At 67.2% G+C, this 16,466-nt stretch carries 20 protein-coding genes and 2 tRNA genes; 12 read left to right on the top strand and 10 right to left on the bottom strand.

Going from position 1 to position 16,466, the window contains the following annotated elements; all coding sequences use genetic code 11:
• Nucleotides 1-68 precede the first annotated feature (68 nt).
• Genes J7346_RS02780 through J7346_RS02770 form a run of 3 tightly spaced genes read left to right on the top strand, consistent with a single transcriptional unit; the run spans nucleotide 69 to nucleotide 4,058 of the window.
• Complete coding sequence (locus tag J7346_RS02780) at nucleotides 69-2,270, top strand: S9 family peptidase (RefSeq protein ID WP_209117549.1); 2,202 nt, start codon at nucleotides 69-71, stop codon at nucleotides 2,268-2,270.
• 47 nt (nucleotides 2,271-2,317) lie between these two features.
• On the top strand, nucleotides 2,318-2,665 hold the full coding sequence (locus J7346_RS02775) for a hypothetical protein (protein WP_209117547.1): 348 nt from the start codon (nucleotides 2,318-2,320) through the stop codon (nucleotides 2,663-2,665).
• 52 nt (nucleotides 2,666-2,717) lie between these two features.
• Nucleotides 2,718-4,058 carry a hypothetical protein gene (locus J7346_RS02770; RefSeq protein WP_209117545.1) on the top strand — a complete coding sequence of 447 codons (1,341 nt, stop codon included), beginning with the start codon at nucleotides 2,718-2,720 and terminating at the stop codon, nucleotides 4,056-4,058.
• Between the two features lie 41 nt (nucleotides 4,059-4,099).
• Here J7346_RS02770 and J7346_RS02765 read toward each other — a convergent pair whose 3' ends face one another.
• Entirely contained in the window at nucleotides 4,100-4,537 is a 438-nt protein-coding gene (locus J7346_RS02765; RefSeq protein WP_209117544.1) for a response regulator, read from the bottom strand.
• Nucleotides 4,538-4,846: 309 nt separating this feature from the next.
• Between J7346_RS02765 and J7346_RS02760 the strand changes: the two genes are divergently transcribed.
• Nucleotides 4,847-5,305: a hypothetical protein gene (locus J7346_RS02760; protein WP_209117542.1), complete on the top strand. Its 459-nt coding sequence runs from the start codon at nucleotides 4,847-4,849 to the stop codon at nucleotides 5,303-5,305.
• Between the two features lie 3 nt (nucleotides 5,306-5,308).
• Here the strand turns inward: J7346_RS02760 and J7346_RS02755 are convergent, their stop codons facing one another.
• Nucleotides 5,309-5,764 carry a surface-adhesin E family protein gene (locus tag J7346_RS02755; RefSeq protein WP_209117540.1) on the bottom strand — a complete coding sequence of 152 codons (456 nt, stop codon included), beginning with the start codon at nucleotides 5,762-5,764 and terminating at the stop codon, nucleotides 5,309-5,311.
• A 98-nt stretch (nucleotides 5,765-5,862) separates the two neighbouring features.
• Nucleotides 5,863-5,936, bottom strand: a tRNA-Gln gene (locus tag J7346_RS02750).
• Nucleotides 5,937-6,111: 175 nt separating this feature from the next.
• Between J7346_RS02750 and J7346_RS02745 the strand changes: the two genes are divergently transcribed.
• A tRNA-Pro gene (locus tag J7346_RS02745) sits at nucleotides 6,112-6,188 on the top strand.
• Between the two features lie 37 nt (nucleotides 6,189-6,225).
• Here the strand turns inward: J7346_RS02745 and ilvC are convergent.
• Nucleotides 6,226-7,242, bottom strand: a complete 1,017-nt coding sequence (ilvC, locus tag J7346_RS02740) for a ketol-acid reductoisomerase (protein WP_209117538.1) — start codon at nucleotides 7,240-7,242, stop codon at nucleotides 6,226-6,228.
• Here ilvC and J7346_RS02735 point away from each other — a divergent pair.
• Both J7346_RS02735 and J7346_RS02730 read left to right on the top strand, forming a co-directional pair.
• Nucleotides 7,241-7,783 (top strand): DUF924 family protein, encoded by a 543-nt coding sequence (locus J7346_RS02735; protein WP_209117536.1) that lies wholly within the window; start codon nucleotides 7,241-7,243, stop codon nucleotides 7,781-7,783. The two genes, ilvC and J7346_RS02735, sit on opposite strands and share 2 nt — an antisense overlap.
• 664 nt (nucleotides 7,784-8,447) lie before the next feature.
• Nucleotides 8,448-9,305, top strand: coding sequence for a thymidylate synthase (locus tag J7346_RS02730; protein ID WP_209117534.1), 858 nt, complete (start codon nucleotides 8,448-8,450; stop codon nucleotides 9,303-9,305).
• 14 nt (nucleotides 9,306-9,319) lie between these two features.
• Here J7346_RS02730 and J7346_RS14950 read toward each other — a convergent pair whose 3' ends face one another.
• The gene (locus J7346_RS14950) at nucleotides 9,320-9,634 is read right to left on the bottom strand and encodes a hypothetical protein (protein WP_245157594.1); all 315 of its coding nucleotides are present in this window, start codon (nucleotides 9,632-9,634) and stop codon (nucleotides 9,320-9,322) included.
• A 267-nt stretch (nucleotides 9,635-9,901) separates the two neighbouring features.
• On the opposite strand from J7346_RS14950, the gene J7346_RS14945 reads away from it, so the two are divergent.
• Genes J7346_RS14945 through J7346_RS02710 form a run of 4 tightly spaced genes read left to right on the top strand, consistent with a single transcriptional unit; the run spans nucleotide 9,902 to nucleotide 11,293 of the window.
• Nucleotides 9,902-10,153, top strand: a complete 252-nt coding sequence (locus tag J7346_RS14945) for a hypothetical protein (protein ID WP_245157593.1) — start codon at nucleotides 9,902-9,904, stop codon at nucleotides 10,151-10,153.
• 2 nt (nucleotides 10,154-10,155) lie between these two features.
• Nucleotides 10,156-10,458 (top strand): phosphoribosyl-ATP pyrophosphohydrolase, encoded by a 303-nt coding sequence (locus tag J7346_RS02720; RefSeq protein ID WP_209117530.1) that lies wholly within the window; start codon nucleotides 10,156-10,158, stop codon nucleotides 10,456-10,458.
• Entirely contained in the window at nucleotides 10,455-10,976 is a 522-nt protein-coding gene (locus tag J7346_RS02715) for a dihydrofolate reductase (protein WP_209117528.1), read from the top strand. Before J7346_RS02720 ends, J7346_RS02715 begins: the two co-directional genes overlap by 4 nt.
• Nucleotides 10,973-11,293 (top strand): YbjQ family protein, encoded by a 321-nt coding sequence (locus J7346_RS02710; protein WP_209117526.1) that lies wholly within the window; start codon nucleotides 10,973-10,975, stop codon nucleotides 11,291-11,293. The genes J7346_RS02715 and J7346_RS02710 overlap by 4 nt, the downstream gene beginning before the upstream one ends.
• Before the next feature lie 98 nt (nucleotides 11,294-11,391).
• On the opposite strand, the gene J7346_RS02705 is transcribed toward J7346_RS02710, so the two are convergent.
• From J7346_RS02705 to J7346_RS02695, 3 genes are all read right to left on the bottom strand, one after another.
• Nucleotides 11,392-12,489 carry an NADH:flavin oxidoreductase gene (locus tag J7346_RS02705; RefSeq protein WP_209117524.1) on the bottom strand — a complete coding sequence of 366 codons (1,098 nt, stop codon included), beginning with the start codon at nucleotides 12,487-12,489 and terminating at the stop codon, nucleotides 11,392-11,394.
• 92 nt (nucleotides 12,490-12,581) lie between these two features.
• Nucleotides 12,582-12,929: a hypothetical protein gene (locus J7346_RS02700; protein ID WP_209117523.1), complete on the bottom strand. Its 348-nt coding sequence runs from the start codon at nucleotides 12,927-12,929 to the stop codon at nucleotides 12,582-12,584.
• A gap of 73 nt (nucleotides 12,930-13,002) precedes the next feature.
• Complete coding sequence (locus J7346_RS02695; protein WP_209117521.1) at nucleotides 13,003-14,070, bottom strand: Mrp/NBP35 family ATP-binding protein; 1,068 nt, start codon at nucleotides 14,068-14,070, stop codon at nucleotides 13,003-13,005.
• A 73-nt stretch (nucleotides 14,071-14,143) separates the two neighbouring features.
• Here J7346_RS02695 and miaA point away from each other — a divergent pair, with 73 nt between their 5' ends.
• Entirely contained in the window at nucleotides 14,144-15,016 is an 873-nt protein-coding gene (gene miaA, locus J7346_RS02690; RefSeq protein WP_245157592.1) for a tRNA (adenosine(37)-N6)-dimethylallyltransferase MiaA, read from the top strand.
• Here the strand turns inward: miaA and J7346_RS02685 are convergent.
• Nucleotides 14,982-15,842, bottom strand: a complete 861-nt coding sequence (locus tag J7346_RS02685; protein WP_209117517.1) for a hypothetical protein — start codon at nucleotides 15,840-15,842, stop codon at nucleotides 14,982-14,984. The two genes, miaA and J7346_RS02685, sit on opposite strands and share 35 nt — an antisense overlap.
• Nucleotides 15,839-16,411 (bottom strand): hypothetical protein, encoded by a 573-nt coding sequence (locus tag J7346_RS02680; protein WP_209117515.1) that lies wholly within the window; start codon nucleotides 16,409-16,411, stop codon nucleotides 15,839-15,841. Before J7346_RS02680 ends, J7346_RS02685 begins: the two co-directional genes overlap by 4 nt.
• Nucleotides 16,412-16,466: the final 55 nt, after the last annotated feature.

The raw sequence follows: 16,466 nt of genomic DNA, 5'->3' as shown, positions 1-16,466 counted from the left end.
TTTGACGCCTTCGCGCGCCGCCGATCATGGTGCCGGCTCCTGATTTCCGTCCCTTGCTGGAGCCTGTCATGAACCGTCGGCAGATGATCGCGTCCACCGCCGCCACCGCCCTCGCGGCCGCGGCCTCCCCTGCCCTTGCCCGTTCTCCGAAAGGCTACCTGCCCGACATGCCCGTGCCCCCCGTCGCCAAGAAAATCCCGGTCACCATCGAACAGCTGGGCCGCGTCCGCGTGGACGAGTACCAGTGGATGAAGGACGACAACTGGCAGGCGGTGCTGCGCGATCCGACCCTGATCAAGGCCGACGTCAAGGAACACCTCGAGGCCGAGAACGCCTATCGCGAGGCCATGATGGCCTCGACCGAGCCGCTTCAGGCCACGATGTTCGACGAGATGAAGGGGCGGATCAAGGAAGCGGACAGCTCGGTCCCGTCGCCGGACGGCCCCTGGATGTACTACACCGAATACCAGGTCGGAGATCAGCACCCGCGCTACATGCGAATGCCGATGCCTGACCCTGACGAAACGCAACGTGTCGAGCTCCAGCCGCAACTTCTGCTCGACGCCAACGCCCTGGCCGAGGGCAAGGCCTATTCCGACGTCGGCGACATCGCCTGGACACCCGACCATAGCCTATTCGGCTATTCCGAAGATGCGCAGGGGTCCGAGGTCTATCGCATCTATGTCAAGGATCTGGCGACCGGCGAGTTGCTGGGCGAGCCGATCGAATCGGCCTCGGGCGGGCTGACCTTCTCGCCCGACAGCCAGTGGATCTTCTGGACCAACCGCAACGACAACGGCCGCCCCGACAAGATCTTCCGCCGTCCGGCCCGCGGCGGCGCCATCACCCTGGTCTATGAGGAAGAGGACGAGGGCATGTTCATCGGCGTCGGCCGCACCTCCGACGACCGCTTCATGATCATCGGCATCGGCGATCAGGAGACCTCGGAGACCCGCTACATCCCGGCCGACGACATCGCCGGCACGCCGCGCGTACTGGAGCCCCGCCAGGTGGCCCGCAAGTATGACGCCGACCACTGGGGCGACCGCTGGGTCATCCACACCAATGCCGACGACTCGATCGACTTCAAGGTCTGCGAGGCCCCGACGGCCACGCCGGGCAAGGCGCACTGGCGGGACCTGATTGCCCACACCCCGGGCCGCTATATCGAGGGCATCTCGCTGGTGAAGGGCTTCATCGCCCGTCAGGAACGCGCCGATGCCAACACCCGGATCGTCATTCGGGACCGCGCCGGCGCCGAGCACGAGATCGCTGTCGACGAACCCGCCTATGCCCTGACCCTGGGCGGGGCGTCCGAGTTCGACACCCCGGTGATGCGCTACACCTACAACTCGCCGTCCACCCCGACCTCGACCTATGACTACGACCTCGCGACCCGCGAGCGGAAACTGCGCAAGGTTCAGGAGGTCCCTTCGGGGCACAATCCCGATGACTATGTGGTCGAGCGGGTGAACGCCCCCGCCAGCGACGGCCAGCTGGTGCCGGTCACCATCCTGCGCCGCAAGACCACACCGGTGAACGGCTCGGCCCCGCTGCTTCTCTACGGCTATGGCTCCTACGGCATCCCCATGTCGGCCAGCTTCTCGACCAACCGCCTGTCGCTGGTCGACCGGGGCTGGATCTATGCCATCGCCCATATCCGGGGCGGATCGGACAAGGGCTGGGGCTGGTTCCTCGACGCCCGCCGCTTCACCAAGAAGAACACCTTCACCGACTTCATCGCCGCCGCCGAGCACCTGATCTCGACCGGGCACGGCAAGGCCGGGCACATCGTGGCCCAGGGCGGTTCGGCCGGTGGCCTGCTGATGGGCGCCGTCAACAATATGCGCCCCGACCTGTGGGCCGGGGTGATCGGCCAGGTGCCGTTCGTGGACGTCATCAACACCATGAGCGACGTCAGCCTGCCGCTGACCCCGCCGGAGTGGCCCGAGTGGGGCAATCCGCTCGAGGACCCCGAGGCCTATGACTACATCGCCAGCTACAGCCCCTATGACAACATCGAGGCCAGGGCCTATCCGGCGGTGCTGGCGACCGGCGGCCTGTCGGACCCGCGCGTGACCTATTGGGAGCCCGAGAAGTGGGTCGCCCGCCTGCGTCCTGCGACCACCTCGGGCAAGCCGGTGCTGCTCAAGATCAATATGGAGGCCGGCCACGCGGGGTCCTCGGGCCGCTTCGACTATCTGAAGGAAGTCGCCCACGACTACGCCTTTGCCATCTGGGCCATCGACAAGGGCTGGGAGCGGGCCTGACAATCCGCCGCCTCGACCTGACAGCCGGACGGCGCTAGAGACAGCGCATGGCGATCGTTCGCGTCCTGTCGATCCTGTTTGGTGTCCTGGCCGTGCTGGCGCTGGGTTCCGTCCCGGCCCCGGCCAGGGCGGACGCCATGCCCTGCCATGAGCAAGGCATGCAGACGACCGACATGGCGATGCCGTCCTCGCCGGACACTCCCGCGCCGTCGAAGCCGGTCGGGGTGGCCATGGCCTGCTGTGTCATGTGCGTGGTCTCGCCGCTTCAGGAACCCGCGACACCTGCATTGGTGGCCCTCCCAACCTCGACGCCTGTGATCCGGGCGGGGCAGGGCATGACCGGTCTGGCCCCCGCCCCCGCATCGCCCCCGCCCCGACGCCCTGCCTCATTCTGAAAGCCGCGCCGGGTTCGCCCGGCATTCCGATACCTTTCAAGAGGAGGGCCTTATGGCTGTCCGATATCTTGCCGCCCTGATGTGCGGCACCTGCCTGACCGTGGTGGCCCCTGCCGCCCAGGCCCAGGACTCGCATGACCACCGCCCCGCGCCTGACGCCCATGCGGAGCATGACATGAGCGCCGACACGCAGCCGGCGGATCCACACGCCGGTCACGCCATGCCGATGACCAGCGTGCTGGGCGCCTGGCCCATGACGCGCGACGCCTCCGGCACCAGCTGGCAGCCCGACACCTCGGAGCATGGCGGCATCCACTGGGGCGAAGGAGGCTGGTCCTTCATGGCCCACGCGACCTTCGACCTGGTCCATTCGGATCAGGGCGGGCCGCGCGGCGACACCAAGACTTTCCTGGCCGGCATGATCATGGGATCGGCCCGCCGGGACTTTGCCGATGGCTCGACCGTCAACCTCAGGGGCATGATCAGTCCCGACCCGCTGATGGGCAAGGAGGGCTACCCCCTGCTCCTCGCGGCCGGGGAAACGGCGGATGGCGCCACGCCACTGGTGGACCGCCAGCACCCGCATGACCTGTTCATGGAGCTGTCGGCCTCATACGCCCGACCCGTTACGGATCGCGACAGCGTGTTCGTCTATGTGGGACTGCCGGGCGAGCCGGCCTTCGGTCCTCCGGCCTTCATGCACCGCATGAGCGCCATGGCCAGTCCTGAGGCGCCGATCACCCATCACTGGCTGGACTCGACCCACATCACCTTCGGCGTGGCCACGGTCGGCTGGGTCCGGGATGACTTCAAGCTGGAGACCTCGGCCTTTCGGGGCCGTGAGCCCGATCAGGACCGCTACGACATCGAAAGCCCCGACCTGGACAGCTGGTCGGTGCGCGCGTCCTGGAATCCCTCGCCGGAATGGTCCCTGCAGGTCTCGTGGGCGGATGTGACAGCCCCCGAGCAGCTCGAACCCGACGAGGACGAGACCCGCATGTCGGCCAGCGCCATTCACACGCGCCGGCTCGGCGATGCGGGCTGGTGGTCCACCACCCTGGCCTGGGGCGCCAAGACCAACGACCACGATGAAACGAAGAACGGCTGGGCACTGGAAAGCGCGCTCAGCCCCGACGACCGCTGGACCCTGTTCGGCCGGTACGAGCGGATCGAGACCGACGAGCTGGTGGCTGGTCATGGCGGTGGACACGGAGACCTCTACACCGTGTCCAAGGTGTCGGTCGGGGCGGTCCGTGAATGGGAAGTGCGGCCCAATGCCCGTTTCGGCGTCGGGGCTCTGTACTCAATGAATAGCGTCCCCGCAGCGCTGGACAGCGAGTATGGCCCGGATCCGGACGGCAGTATGGTGTTCGTGCGGCTGCGGCTGAACTGAACCACTGGCCCGGGTCGCTTACCGGCGGCCCGGGTTCTCTCCTAGTGCGGGGCGATCGTCGGCGGAGGCGTTTGCAGCCACGGCGCAAGCCTCAGCCTGCGCGGGGGCCGGGACGTGTCGCCGGAGGCCCGGAAGCGGCAGGCAAAGTCCACGACATCCTTGAGGGTGCTCTCGTCGAAGGGCTTGCACACTACGCCGAGCGCGCCGGCAAAGCCCTCCGGAATCTGTTCGGGATTGGCCGTCATGAAGACCACGGCCGCCCCGTGGCGGCTGACCAGCTCATGCGCGACGGCCGGGCCGGACAGCCCGTCCAGCAGGTTCAGGTCGACCAGGGCCAGATTGGGCTTGTGACGCTCGGCCAGAATGGCCGCAGTGGCCTGGTCCGCTGCGATGCCCACGACCTCGCAGCCGTGGTCAAGCAGCATCAACTCCAGCTCCATCGCCAGAATGGGCTGGTCCTCAACGACGATGACCCTCATTTCCCCCGGGAGATACTTGATCAACACAACAACCAAACGCCGGTGGACGAGGCGGCTAACACGGTTGAGCCCGCAATTGTCCGATTGCGTACACAGTGAACGCACCTGTATCGGATTGGTTCGACCTTTGCTATTCACGCGCCGGGGCGATGTCAGGATAGAGTAGGCGGCGTGTCGGAATTTGAGCCTCGTCACGAGGAAACCCCTGTTTCCACGCAGGGATTGAAGCTTCTTGGAAGCCTGGTGCGAATCCGGTTGCGCGCGGTGCGCGACCCGGAGGCCGTGCGTCATTTGGGCTGGGTCGCGGACATGACCAGTGCCCTCAACCTGATGGCGGAGCGTGTCGCGCGCAGCGACGGGGCCGCCCTGGACGACTATCTCAACGAGGCCGTTGCCTTCTGGCGCCGCCACTATGAGGACGCGGGCCTCAGGCTGACCCTCAGCGGCCTGCCGCGCGAGGTGCCGCGGGCCCTGCACCTGCCGCTCGCCATCATCCTCCACGAGATCTGCGGCGAGGTCGCCCGCCTGCATCAGCCCGGCGAGGTCGGGGCGGCGCTGGCGGTCGCCTTCTCGGCCTCCCGCGAGGATGTGGGCATGGTGGTCACGACCACCGCCAGCCCCCGCGAGGACACGCCCCACGCGGAGGTCCGCGCCATGATCGAGGGGCTGGTGGCCCTCATGGGTGGCATGACTGGCTGGTCGGACCCGCGCGAGGGCGGCCTGACGCTCCGCGTCCGCCTGCCTCGCGAGGGCCGCAGCCTGCAGTAGGGCCTACTGGCCGTCCGCCGCGACTGCCCAGGCGTTGTTCGCGAACTGCTGGGCCGAGATGAAATAGCCCTTGCGCGACGCATCGCTGGAGCAGACCTCGCGGCGCACGTCACTCATGATCGTGCCGTCGTTGACGGGCGTCAGACTGCCGTCGCCGATAAAGTCCTCGACGACGATGTTCCCGCCACGATCAAAGAACTGGCTCCGAAGCGTGGCATAGCTGGCCTGCGAACAGTCCATGGTGATGCTCGAGACGGCGTAATCGAACGGCACTGCGTCCGGCACCAGGGAGACCATGGTGAAGGTCACGTCCCGGCTGCTGCCGCTGATCCGCATCGAGCTCCAGTCCACGGCCGCCACGGCAGTGTCGGATGCGGAGACCGCTTCCCAGCTCTGGGCCAAGGCAGGGGTTGCGCCGATGACGGCCAGAGACGCGGCGATTGCGAGCGATTTCAACATGGAAGGCCTCCCGAATGATGCGCCGCATTCTGACCGAACGGCGGTCGCGGGTCGACCGCGATGTCCTGATCATATCTGACGGGAGGGCCGCGAGGCGGTGGCTGGGGAACTAGGACTCGAACCTAGAATGACGGTACCAAAAACCGTAGTGTTACCATTACACCATTCCCCAGCAGGGCCGGTGCGTCGCGGGGCGGGCCCGCGAGAGGCGCCGAAATACGCCAAGGGCGCGGGCGATGCAACACCCCCTTTCGCAACTTTGCAGCGCTTTTCCTCCCCCTTGAGAATTAGGCCATATCGCGGCTTGCGGGGGGTGGGCTGCATGGGTATAAGCCGCGTCCTCAAGTCGGAGTGTGGCTCAGTCTGGTAGAGCACTGCGTTCGGGACGCAGGGGTCGCAGGTTCGAATCCTGCCACTCCGACCATTTTCCCGGGGCCCGTCCCGTCGGCCCCCTTCCCTCCCTAATCCTCGGCCTTCGAGGCGACCCCGGCCAGATGGCGGCCCACGGCCTCGATCGGGCGTTCGCCCAGCGCCTTGCGCCGCGCGACCAGGTCCGGGGAGCCGGCGTCATAATCGGCCATCAGCGTCTTCACGAAGGCGCCCGAGCGGACCTCGGCAAGCACCTCGTCCATGGCGGCCTTTGACGCCTCGCCCAGCACGCGCGGACCGGTCAGATAGGCCCCGTATTCCGCCGTGTTCGAAATCCGGGCGAAAGCCCCGGCAATGCCCCGCTCGAACATCAGGTCGGTGACCAGCTTCAGCTCATAGAAGCATTCGAACCAGGCGACCTCGGGCGGATAGCCGGCCTCGACCAGCTTCGTGAAAGCGCCGTCCACCAGATTCTTGACCCCGCCGCACAGCACCACCTGTTCGCCGAACAGGTCGCTCTCGCACTCGGCAGCAAAGGTTGTCTCGAGAATGCCCTTGCGCCCACAGCCCAGCGCCGCCGCATAGGACAGGCCGAGCGCATGGGCGCCCCCGGATGCGTCCTGGTGCACACCGAACAGGCAGAAGACCCCCTGCCCCTCCTCATAGAGGTCGCGGATGCGCGGCCCGATGCCCTTGGGCGAGGCCAGAATCACATCGAGGTCGGCGCGCGGCTGGACCAGTCCGAACCGCACGGACAGGCCATGGGCGAAGATCAGGGCGGCACCCGGCTTGATGGCCGGCTCGATATCGTCGGCCCACAGATCACGGTGCGCCTCGTCCGAGACCATGATGGCGACGACATCGGCGCCCTCCGTCGCCTCGCCGGCGGTCAGCACCTCGAAGCCGTCCGCCTCGGCGACAGCGCGGGTCTTTGAGCTGCCCTTCAGGCCGACGACGATGTCGGTCACGCCCGAATCGCGCAGGTTCAGCGCATGGGTCCGCCCCTGGCTGCCATAGCCGATCACGGCGACGCGCTTGCCGCGGATGATCGACAGGTCGCAGTCGCGGTCGTGGAAAACGGGCAGCGGGGCGGCTAGGGTCCGGGTCATGACCCAAGACATAACGCCTTCTGACGTGATCGCCTTCTGGAAAGCGGCCGGACCGGAGAAATGGTTCGCCAAGGACGAGGCTTTCGATGCCGAATTCAAGGACCGGTTCCTGGAGGCGCACATGGCCGGTGCGCGGCGCGAGCTGGACGGGTGGATGAGGACGGCAGAGGGGGCGCTGGCGCTGATCATCCTGCTGGACCAGCTGCCCCGGAATGCCTTTCGTGACACGGCGCACCAGTTCGCCACTGACCCGCTGGCGCTTAGCCTGGCGAAGGACGCCGTGGCCCGTGGCCATCTGGAGCGGACCGAGGCGGGGTTGCGGAAATTCCTGCTCCTGCCGTTCGAGCATTCCGAGCGGCTGGAAGACCAGGACCGATTCATCGACCTGATCGGAGACGATCCCGAGGATCTCAAATGGGCGAGGATCCATCGCGACATCATCGTGCGCTTCGGCCGCTTTCCGCACCGCAACCCGTCGCTGGGCCGCGAGACCACGCCCGAGGAACAGGCCTTCCTGGATGAGGGCGGGTTCGGGGGGTGAGAAATACCGTCTGAATGGTCTGAATGGTCTGAAGTGCGGGCCCCGAAAACACCGTCTGAACCGTCTGAATAATCCGAAACGTCATTTCTCATATCCTCCCCGCTTGCGGGGAGGTGGCGCGGCGCGCTGGCGCCGTGACGGAGGGGGCGGCGCTGCGGGTTCTGAGTTTGCGCTTTCCCCTCGCTTGGCGGCGGTGCCGCCCCCTCCACCACTCCGTGGTCCCCCTCCCCATCAAGATGGGGAGGTGATGGAAAATTACCGTCTGAATGGTCTGAATCGTCTGAAATGTGTGCGCCTCCGTCGGCCGGGCCTCTGCCAACCGGACAGTGTGGGCGCGGCGCGGACCAGGGCGGGCAGAACGGCCCGGGAAGCGGCGGCGCTGTTGAAGGCATTCGGGAAATGGGGGGCGGCTATCGCAGTTTCCGTCTCCTCCCTGTCGAAGATGGGGAGGTGGCGCGGCGCGCCAGCGCTCTGACGGAGGGGTTTTCGAGGGCACGCACAGCCAAGAGCCCCTCCACCCTGCTTCGCCAAGGCTTCGCAGGGTCCCCCTCCCCACCGCTGCGCGGCAGGGAGGAGACGCCGGCGCGACTGAGTCCACAGGTGGGTGGGCAAGCTATCCACCGTGCCGCATTGGCGTTTCGCGAATCAGCGGCAAAGTGGCGGGATGAACGCGCTCGCTCCGATCCTGACCGCTGATGCCGGGCCGGCCGCCGATCCGGCGCATCCCGAGTATCAGTATCTGAACCTGCTCCGGGACATCCTGGACAATGGCGCGCGACGCGGAGACCGGACGGGCACGGGGACGCTCGGCGTATTCGGACGGCAGATCCGGTTCGACCTGTCGAAGGGGTTTCCGCTTCTGACGACCAAGAAGCTGCATACCCGTTCGATCATCGTCGAGCTGCTGTGGTTCCTGCGCGGCGAGACCAATATCCGCTGGCTGAAGGACAATGGCGTCCGCATCTGGGATGAATGGGCCGATGCCGAGGGCGAGCTGGGCCCGGTCTATGGCAAGCAGTGGCGCAGCTGGACCGCGCCTGACGGCCGGGTGATCGACCAGATCGAAAAGGTGGTTGAGAGCATCCGCACCAATCCCAACAGCCGCCGGCACATCGTCACGGCCTGGAACCCGGCCGATGTCGACGACATGGCCCTGCCGCCCTGTCACTGCCTGTTCCAGTTCTTCGTCGCCGACGGCAAGCTGAGCTGCCAGCTGTACCAGCGGTCGGCCGACATCTTCCTCGGCGTGCCGTTCAACATCGCCAGCTATGCCCTGCTGACCCATATGCTTTGCGAAGTGACGGGCTACGCGCCCGGTGAATTCATTCACACCTTTGGCGACGCGCATCTGTATCTGGATCATCTGGATCAGGCCCGGCTCCAGGTGACCCGGGAACCGATGGACTTCCCTCGCCTGACCTTCGGGCGACGGGTGCGTACTCTTACCGAGTTTGAACTCGCTGACATCGTGATCAGCGACTATCGGGCCCACCCGCACATCGCGGCCAAGGTTTCGAAGTGATACGGCGGCCGCCGCTATTTATAGGATCTTCGGTTGAGGCACTGGATGTCGCCTACGCCATTCAGGAGAACCTTGAGTTCGATTGTGAACCGACGGTCTGGTCGCAGGGCGTGTTCCAGCCGTCCAGCGCGGCGTTGGTCGACCTGCTGAAATTTTGCGATCGGGCGGAATTCGCGATCTTTGTCTTTACGCCCGATGACATAGTCCAAATGCGTGGCCAAACTTTCCCCGCCGCGCGCGACAATGTGATTTTCGAACTGGGCCTCTTCGTGGGCGCCCTTGGTCCAAATCGCTGCTTCTACGTCGTCCCGTTCGGTGAGGACCTGCATTTGCCCTCGGACCTCATCGGCGTCGAACCCTTGCGATACGTTGCGGATCGTAGTGACCGGAACTTGCGGGCTGCCCTAGGTCCGGCTTCCAACAAAATCAGGCAAGCGATCAGGTCCATCGCCCCGGCTCAGCCAACTCCTGACCTGCCATATAATGTGGCAAGATTGGCAACCCCAGTGGAACTCGCCCAAGGGTTGGCTGAGGCTTGGGACTCAGAACCCCTACTCAGCATGCGCGAACATCTGAGAGCAGGACTGCCAAGTCACATGGCAGACGATGACTCCGTAGAAGTGACCCGGTCGCTATCCGAGATATATAGTTTCCTGAACAGCGCCGCGCATGGTGTGCTGACCGGGTCTGTAGACGAGACTATCGCGCGGGCCACATTCGCTGAAGCCATGACTGCGGTATGGGCGGCGGCCTACACCTATTTCGTCCCGGCAGGCGTCGACCCTGCGGAGGCTTGGCATCCCCTGCCTCCCCTCGCCCAACTGGTGCAGCAATGGCATCAAGATTGACGATGAAGCTGAACGACCTCTCCGCCTCGGTCCTGCGCATCTCCGACATCTATGCGGCCGAGCACGGGATCGACCGGGATCGCGACTGGGCGCTGCTGAAGCTGCAGGAGGAGCTGGGCGAGCTGACGGCCGAGCATCTGCGGATGAGCGGACGGGCGCGGGGTGAGGCGGATGCGTCAAAGCTGGGCGATGAGGCCGCCGATGTGCTGGGCATGCTGCTGATCTATTGCGACAGCGCCGGCATCGAGCTGGAGGCCGCGATGCAGCGCAAATGGCTGCACTGGCTGGAGAAGGCGCCCGCATGATCCGCCCTCGCCTGTCCCTCGTTGCGGCCCGCGCGCGGAATGGCGTAATCGGGCGTGACGGCGATCTGCCCTGGCGGCTGCGGGGCGACCTGCAGCGGTTCAAGGCCATCACCATCGGCAAGCCGTGCCTCATGGGGCGGACGACCTGGGAGAGTTTGCCGCTCAGGCCCCTGCCCGGCCGGCTGAACATCGTGCTGACCCGGGACGAGAGCTTCGAAGCGAAGGGCGCGGTGGTCTGCACCAGCCTGTCGGAAGCGCTGGAGATGGCGCGCGAGCAGGCGCGCGAGGACGGCGTCGACGAGATCTGCGTGATCGGCGGGGCGCAGCTGTACGAGGCGGTGATGGACCGGGCCGACCGGCTGTACATCACCGAGGTCGAGGCCGAACCTGACGGCGACACCCACTTTCCGGCCTTTGACGAGGGGGCCTTTGTCGAGATGGCGTCCGAGGCGCATGATGCGGGCGAGAAGGACGACCACGCCTATGTGTTTCGCACCCTGGACCGGAGAGCCAAATGATCGTCGCCACCACCAATGACCTGCCCGGACACCGCGTCGTGCGCGTGATCGGGATGGGGCGCGGGATCACCGTGCGTTCGCGCAACATCGTGTCGGACGCCCTCGGCGGGCTGCAGTCGATCGTGGGCGGGCGCATCGGCGCCTATGTCAAACTGGCGGAGAGCGCCCGCAAGGAAGCCTATGAGGCCCTGATCGAGGAGGCGCGCGCCATGGGCGGCAACGCCATCCTCGCCATGCGCTATGACGCCAACGAGATCATGCCGGGCATCACCGAGGTGCTGGCCTATGGCACGGTCGTGGTGGTGGAAGCCGAGTGAGTGACGAATGGCGAGTGATGAGTGGCGAGCAAGGACTCGCAAGCTTTGAGCGCGCCTGATTTTTTCCTCGTCACACGCCACTCGCCACTCGCCACTTCCTAGCTGAGCGTCGTCAGCGCGCTGCGCTCAAAGTCCTTGAGCTCGTCGTGGCGGCCGTCGCGGATCTTCTGCACCCAGTACGGATCGGCCAGCAGGGCGCGGCCGACGGCGACCAGATCGAACTCCTCGCGCTCCAGCCGGGCGATCAGGCCGTCCAGCGAGGCAGGCTTTGAGCCCGCGCCGCCGAAGGCCGCGATGAACTCGCCGTCCAGACCGACCGAGCCGACGGTGATCGTCGGCTTGGCCGTCAGCTTCTTGATCCAGCCGGCGAAATTGAGGTCCGAGCCTTCGAACTCCGGCTCCCAGAAACGGCGCTGCGAGCCGTGGAAGACGTCGACGCCCGCGTCCGACAGCGGGGTCAGCCACTGGGTCAGCTCGTCCGGAGTATGGGCATTCTTCGCGGTGAAGTCGTGCGACTTCCACTGGGACAGACGCAGGATCAGGGGCATGTCAGGGCCGATGCCCTCGCGCACCGCCTTGACCACCTCGGCGCCGAAGCGGGCGCGATCGGCGATGGTCGGGCCGCCCCAGCGGTCGGTGCGGTCGTTGAGGCCGCTCCAGAAGAACTGGTCGATCAGATAGCCGTGGGCGCCGTGGATCTCGACCGCGTCAAAGCCCAGCTCGCGGGCGGCGCGAGCCGAGCGGCCGAAGGCGGCGATGGTGTCGGCGATGTCCTCCTCGGTCATCGGCTCCAGCTTGCGCTTGCCCGGGGTGGTCATGCCGGACGGGCTGTCGACCTTGCCGAGGGGCTGCCAGTCCTCGCCCGGACCGCGGGCCGAGCCGACGTGCCAGATCTGCGGCGCGATCAGGCCGCCGGCGGCGTGGACCTCGCCCACCACCTTCTTCCATTCGGGCAGGGCCTCGCCGTGGAAGACGGGGACCTTCGGGTCATTGCGGGCAGCGGGGCGCTCGACCACCGTGCCCTCGGTGATGATCAGGCCGACGTCACCCTCGGCCCGGCGGCGATAGTAGCCGGCCACATCCGGGGTCGGGATGCCACCCGGCGAGAACGACCGCGTCATCGGCGCCATGACGATCCGGTTGGGCAGCTTCAGCGACTTGATCTGAAACGGCTGGAACAGGGCATCGACGGACATAAGGGACTCGCGGTTCAGTGACTGGAACCGTCGATGTGGCGATTGAGGTTGCGTTTGAAAACCCTCGCGCGGAAAAAACCGTGTGCGCCGGATCAGGACCGGAACGGCGCTCCACATCGTGTGCACTCGCGGGGAAGCGGCAGGTGCACCCCACCTGGGTCCTTGCCCCAGAAGCGGGTCCAGAAGCGCTGATCCTGTTTGAGCCGCTCCTCCGCAGCATGATCCGTGAAGGCCGGCCAGCCGCAGCGATAGCATTTCAGCGTGAACAACCACACGCTCGGCAGGAAGGCGACGAGAGCCGCCGCAGCCGGCCAGAGATATCCCAGGGGCCACGCCACGAAGACCGTGATCACAGCCAGGGAAGCCCCGGCCAGAGCGACCCACTGCCAGCGCCGGGCAATGGCAAAGCGTGGAGGGATGGAATTCGGAGGCTCGCTCAATCCGTTCTCCCGGGAGGTCCGGGGAAGCCTACCGCCGCAGGAACCGCCCGCAAAGGTCTCAGTGGATCGCGCGTCAGGGAAAGAGCACGGCCGCGACCTGCCCGGCCAGACGTCCGAACGGCTCTGCCGCATCAGGGGTGACCGCACCGATCAGGAAAGGTGTGCCGGAATCGCCTGCCCGGCGGACGGCGGCGTCCAGCGGGATGTCGGCCAGCAGGGGGATGCCCAGTCGCCCGGCCTCCGCCGGGCCGCCGTCGGTGCCGAAGACGTCGCCGCTCATGGTCTGGACCAGGCCGAGCACGGGGGTGCCGACCTTGCCGAACAGGGCGTGGGCACGGCGGGCGTCGGCGAGGGCGACCTCCTGCGGCGTGGTGACGATGATGGCGCCGTCCAGCGGGGTCTTCTGGATCAGGCTGAGGTGGACGTCGCCGGTGCCGGGCGGCAGGTCGACGACCAGCACGTCGAGGGGCGCGGCCTCGGTGCCCCAGCGGGTCTGGGTCAGCATCTGGGTCATGGCCTGGGAGGCCATCGGCCCCCGCCAGACCATGGCGTCCGAGGCCTGGGTCAGGAGGCCGACCGACATGGCGGCGAGGCCGTGCACGCGCTGCGGCTCCATCTTGCCGTCGACATAGTCGGGCTTGCCCGAGATGCCGAGCATGGTGGGCAGGGAGGGACCATGCACATCGGCGTCGAGGAGGCCGACGCGGAGGCCGCGCTGCGACAGGGCGACGGCCAGATTGACGGCGACGGTCGACTTGCCGACCCCGCCCTTGCCGCTGCCGACGGCAATCACCCGGCGCACATGGTCAGGACGGTCGGTCGGCACCGGGGCCTTCGGGCGCCCCTGATCCACCGCCTCTTTCGACAGGCCGGCCGTGCGGCGCGGCGGTGCGGGCGTCGTCTCGGCGGTCAGGATCACCGACACCCGGGTGATGCCCGGCAGGCCCTTCAGCGCGGCCTCGGCCTGATCGCGGACGGGGGCATAGCGAGCGACCTCGGCCTGATCGACCTCGAGCACAAAACCCGCGCGATCCTCGGCCACCACCAGACCCTTGACCTTGCCGCCGTCCATCAGACCGCCGCCGGTGACCGGATCGGTCAGGCGGTTCAGCAGATCGATGACGGCCTGTCTGTCGGGCACGGCTTGCTCCTTGGCGCGCGAGGGGGTTTACCGGGCCTTCTATCCCCCTGACCGCATCGGCGCGAGGTTCCATTTGTCCCAGGGCGAGGCCGCCAGATTGACCCTGATCGGGGGGCCGACCGCGTCAGGCAAGTCGGCGCGGGCGCTTGAGATGGCCGAGCGAACCGGGGCGGTGATCGTCAACGCCGACAGCCAGCAGCTGTATGCCGAGCTCAGCGTGCTGAGCGCCCGGCCGGATGCCGACGAGGAGGCCCGGGCCGAGCACCGGCTGTACGGCGTGGCGGCGGGCGACGATCCCTGGTCGGTCGGGCGCTGGGTGCGCGCGGTGCGGGACCTGCTGGCGGAACTGGACAGGCGACCCGCCGTGCTGGTGGGGGGCACCGGCCTGTACCTTACCGCCCTGACGAAGGGGCTGGCCGATATCCCGCCCGTGCCTGACGCGGTGCGGCAGAGCATCGAGGCGGACTATGACCGGATGGGCGAAGCCGCCTTCCGGCAGCGACTGGCCGGGGTCGATCCCGAGGCCGCCGCGCGGATCGAGGACCATGACCGGCAACGGTTGATCCGGGCCATGGCGGTGGCCACGCACACCGGACGCGCGCTGTCGGACTGGCAGGCGGACACCCGCCCGATCCTGCCGCCCGGAAGCTGGACCGGCGAGTTGATCGTTCCGGAGCGCGAAGTCCTCTACGCCGCCTGCGATGCCCGGTGCGCCGTCATGCTGGAGCGGGGCGCGCTGGACGAGGTACGGGCCCTGATGGCCCGGGACCTGTCCCCTGCCCTGCCGGTGATGAAGGCGGTCGGGGTCCGTGAACTGGCAGCGCACCTGCGGGGCGAGACCTCGCGCGCGGTGGCGCTGGACCAGATGCGTCAGGCCACCCGCAACTATGCCAAGCGCCAGCTGACCTGGTTCAGGAACCAGATGCCGGACTGGGAGCGGGTCTGAGCCGCGCGGCCAGCAGGCCCACGCCCAGCCAGGCCCCGACAATGGGGCTCATGCCGATGCCCAGCCACGGGACCGGAAAGGCGCCGCACAGGGGCGTGACGGCGGTCGCCACAAACCAGGTAGAGAGTGCCAGCGCGGCCGTCGACGCCGTCGACCGGCTTGCCAGCACCGGGGTAAGCACCGTCGCCGCCAGCATCAGCACGCCGGCAACGGCAAGGACGGGCGACAGCGACCAGGCCAGCTGGACGATCTGCTCAACCTCGGGGACCGGCTGGAGCGGATCGGGCCGGAGCCAGCTGACCGCCGCCGCCACGAACAGGGCGCCGAGCAGGACCATCTTCGCCGGTCGCTGCAGATCCGACCGGGCCACAATCACCGCAAACGCCAGCGCGAAGGCTGTGGCCTGCGAGGCGTCAGGCTGCCCGACCAGCACGGCGAGCACGCCGAGGGCCAGCACGCCCTGCCATGCCTTGAGACTTGAACCGGCCAGGGCCACGACCATCACGGGCAGGACGACGAGGGCGACATTGATGTGAAGGGGCCCGACATCCAGCCAGCGATGAACTCCCTGCTGGGGCATGCCGAGCAGGCTGGCGACCAGCAGCGCCGCGCCGGACATCAGCAGGACCATTCCGGTGCGCGGTCCGGCCGCCATCATCAGCGGCAGGGCCAGCACGGCTCCGGCGGCCCAGGCGATCAGATTGCGGACCCACGACCCCGTCGCCACGTCCGCGAGGGCGCATATCCAGCAGCCGAGGGCCACCGTGATCAGGCTGGCGACCGCAAAGAGGCCGTAGAGGCGCAGCGGACGACGGCTTTCCGTCAAGGCTCGACCATCTCCATCACGCCGGAATCGAACCGGACGCCCTCGAACTCGGGATAGGCCTTGCGGAGCATGGCGGCCTGATCGGGGCTGGAGGGATCCATGATGTACCAGACCCCGTCGACCACGAAGGCAAGGTTCGGCGTGATGGCGCGCACCTGGATGTCCTCGACCTCCATGAGCATGGTCAGGTCGAAGATGGCGTATCGACGGCTGCCGTCGGGGGTGATGAAGGCCTGCGCGTCGTCGACGTCGATGTCATATTGGACAATCGTCACGCTACTCATGACCTCGCGGACCGATGCCTTGGTCGCGGCCCGGGCTTCTGCTTCGTCCACGCCGAAATGCTCGGCGATCGTGGGAAGAAGCCGCGGCGGCAGGAAATCCATGATGGCCTCGAACTGGCCGGCATCGACATAGCCGGTCATTTCGGCGACGCGGGCCTCAAGGCCGGCGCGCTCGTCAGCGGTCAGCTGTACGGCGGTCTGTGCAGCGGCCGATGTCGGCGCAACCAGTGCCACAGCTACGAGGGGCCCCAGAAGGGCAAGACAGAGTGCGAGACGACGAAACATGGGACCTCCCCCTTTGAATCAGGAATGATTGCCTGAGGCTGGTCCGACAGGCCAG

The organism is Brevundimonas sp. A19_0 (genome assembly GCF_017744255.1).
Lineage (GTDB): Bacteria > Pseudomonadota > Alphaproteobacteria > Caulobacterales > Caulobacteraceae > Brevundimonas.
The sequence above is the reverse complement of the archived record's forward strand: the minus strand, read 5'-3'. Positions and strand labels throughout refer to the sequence as shown.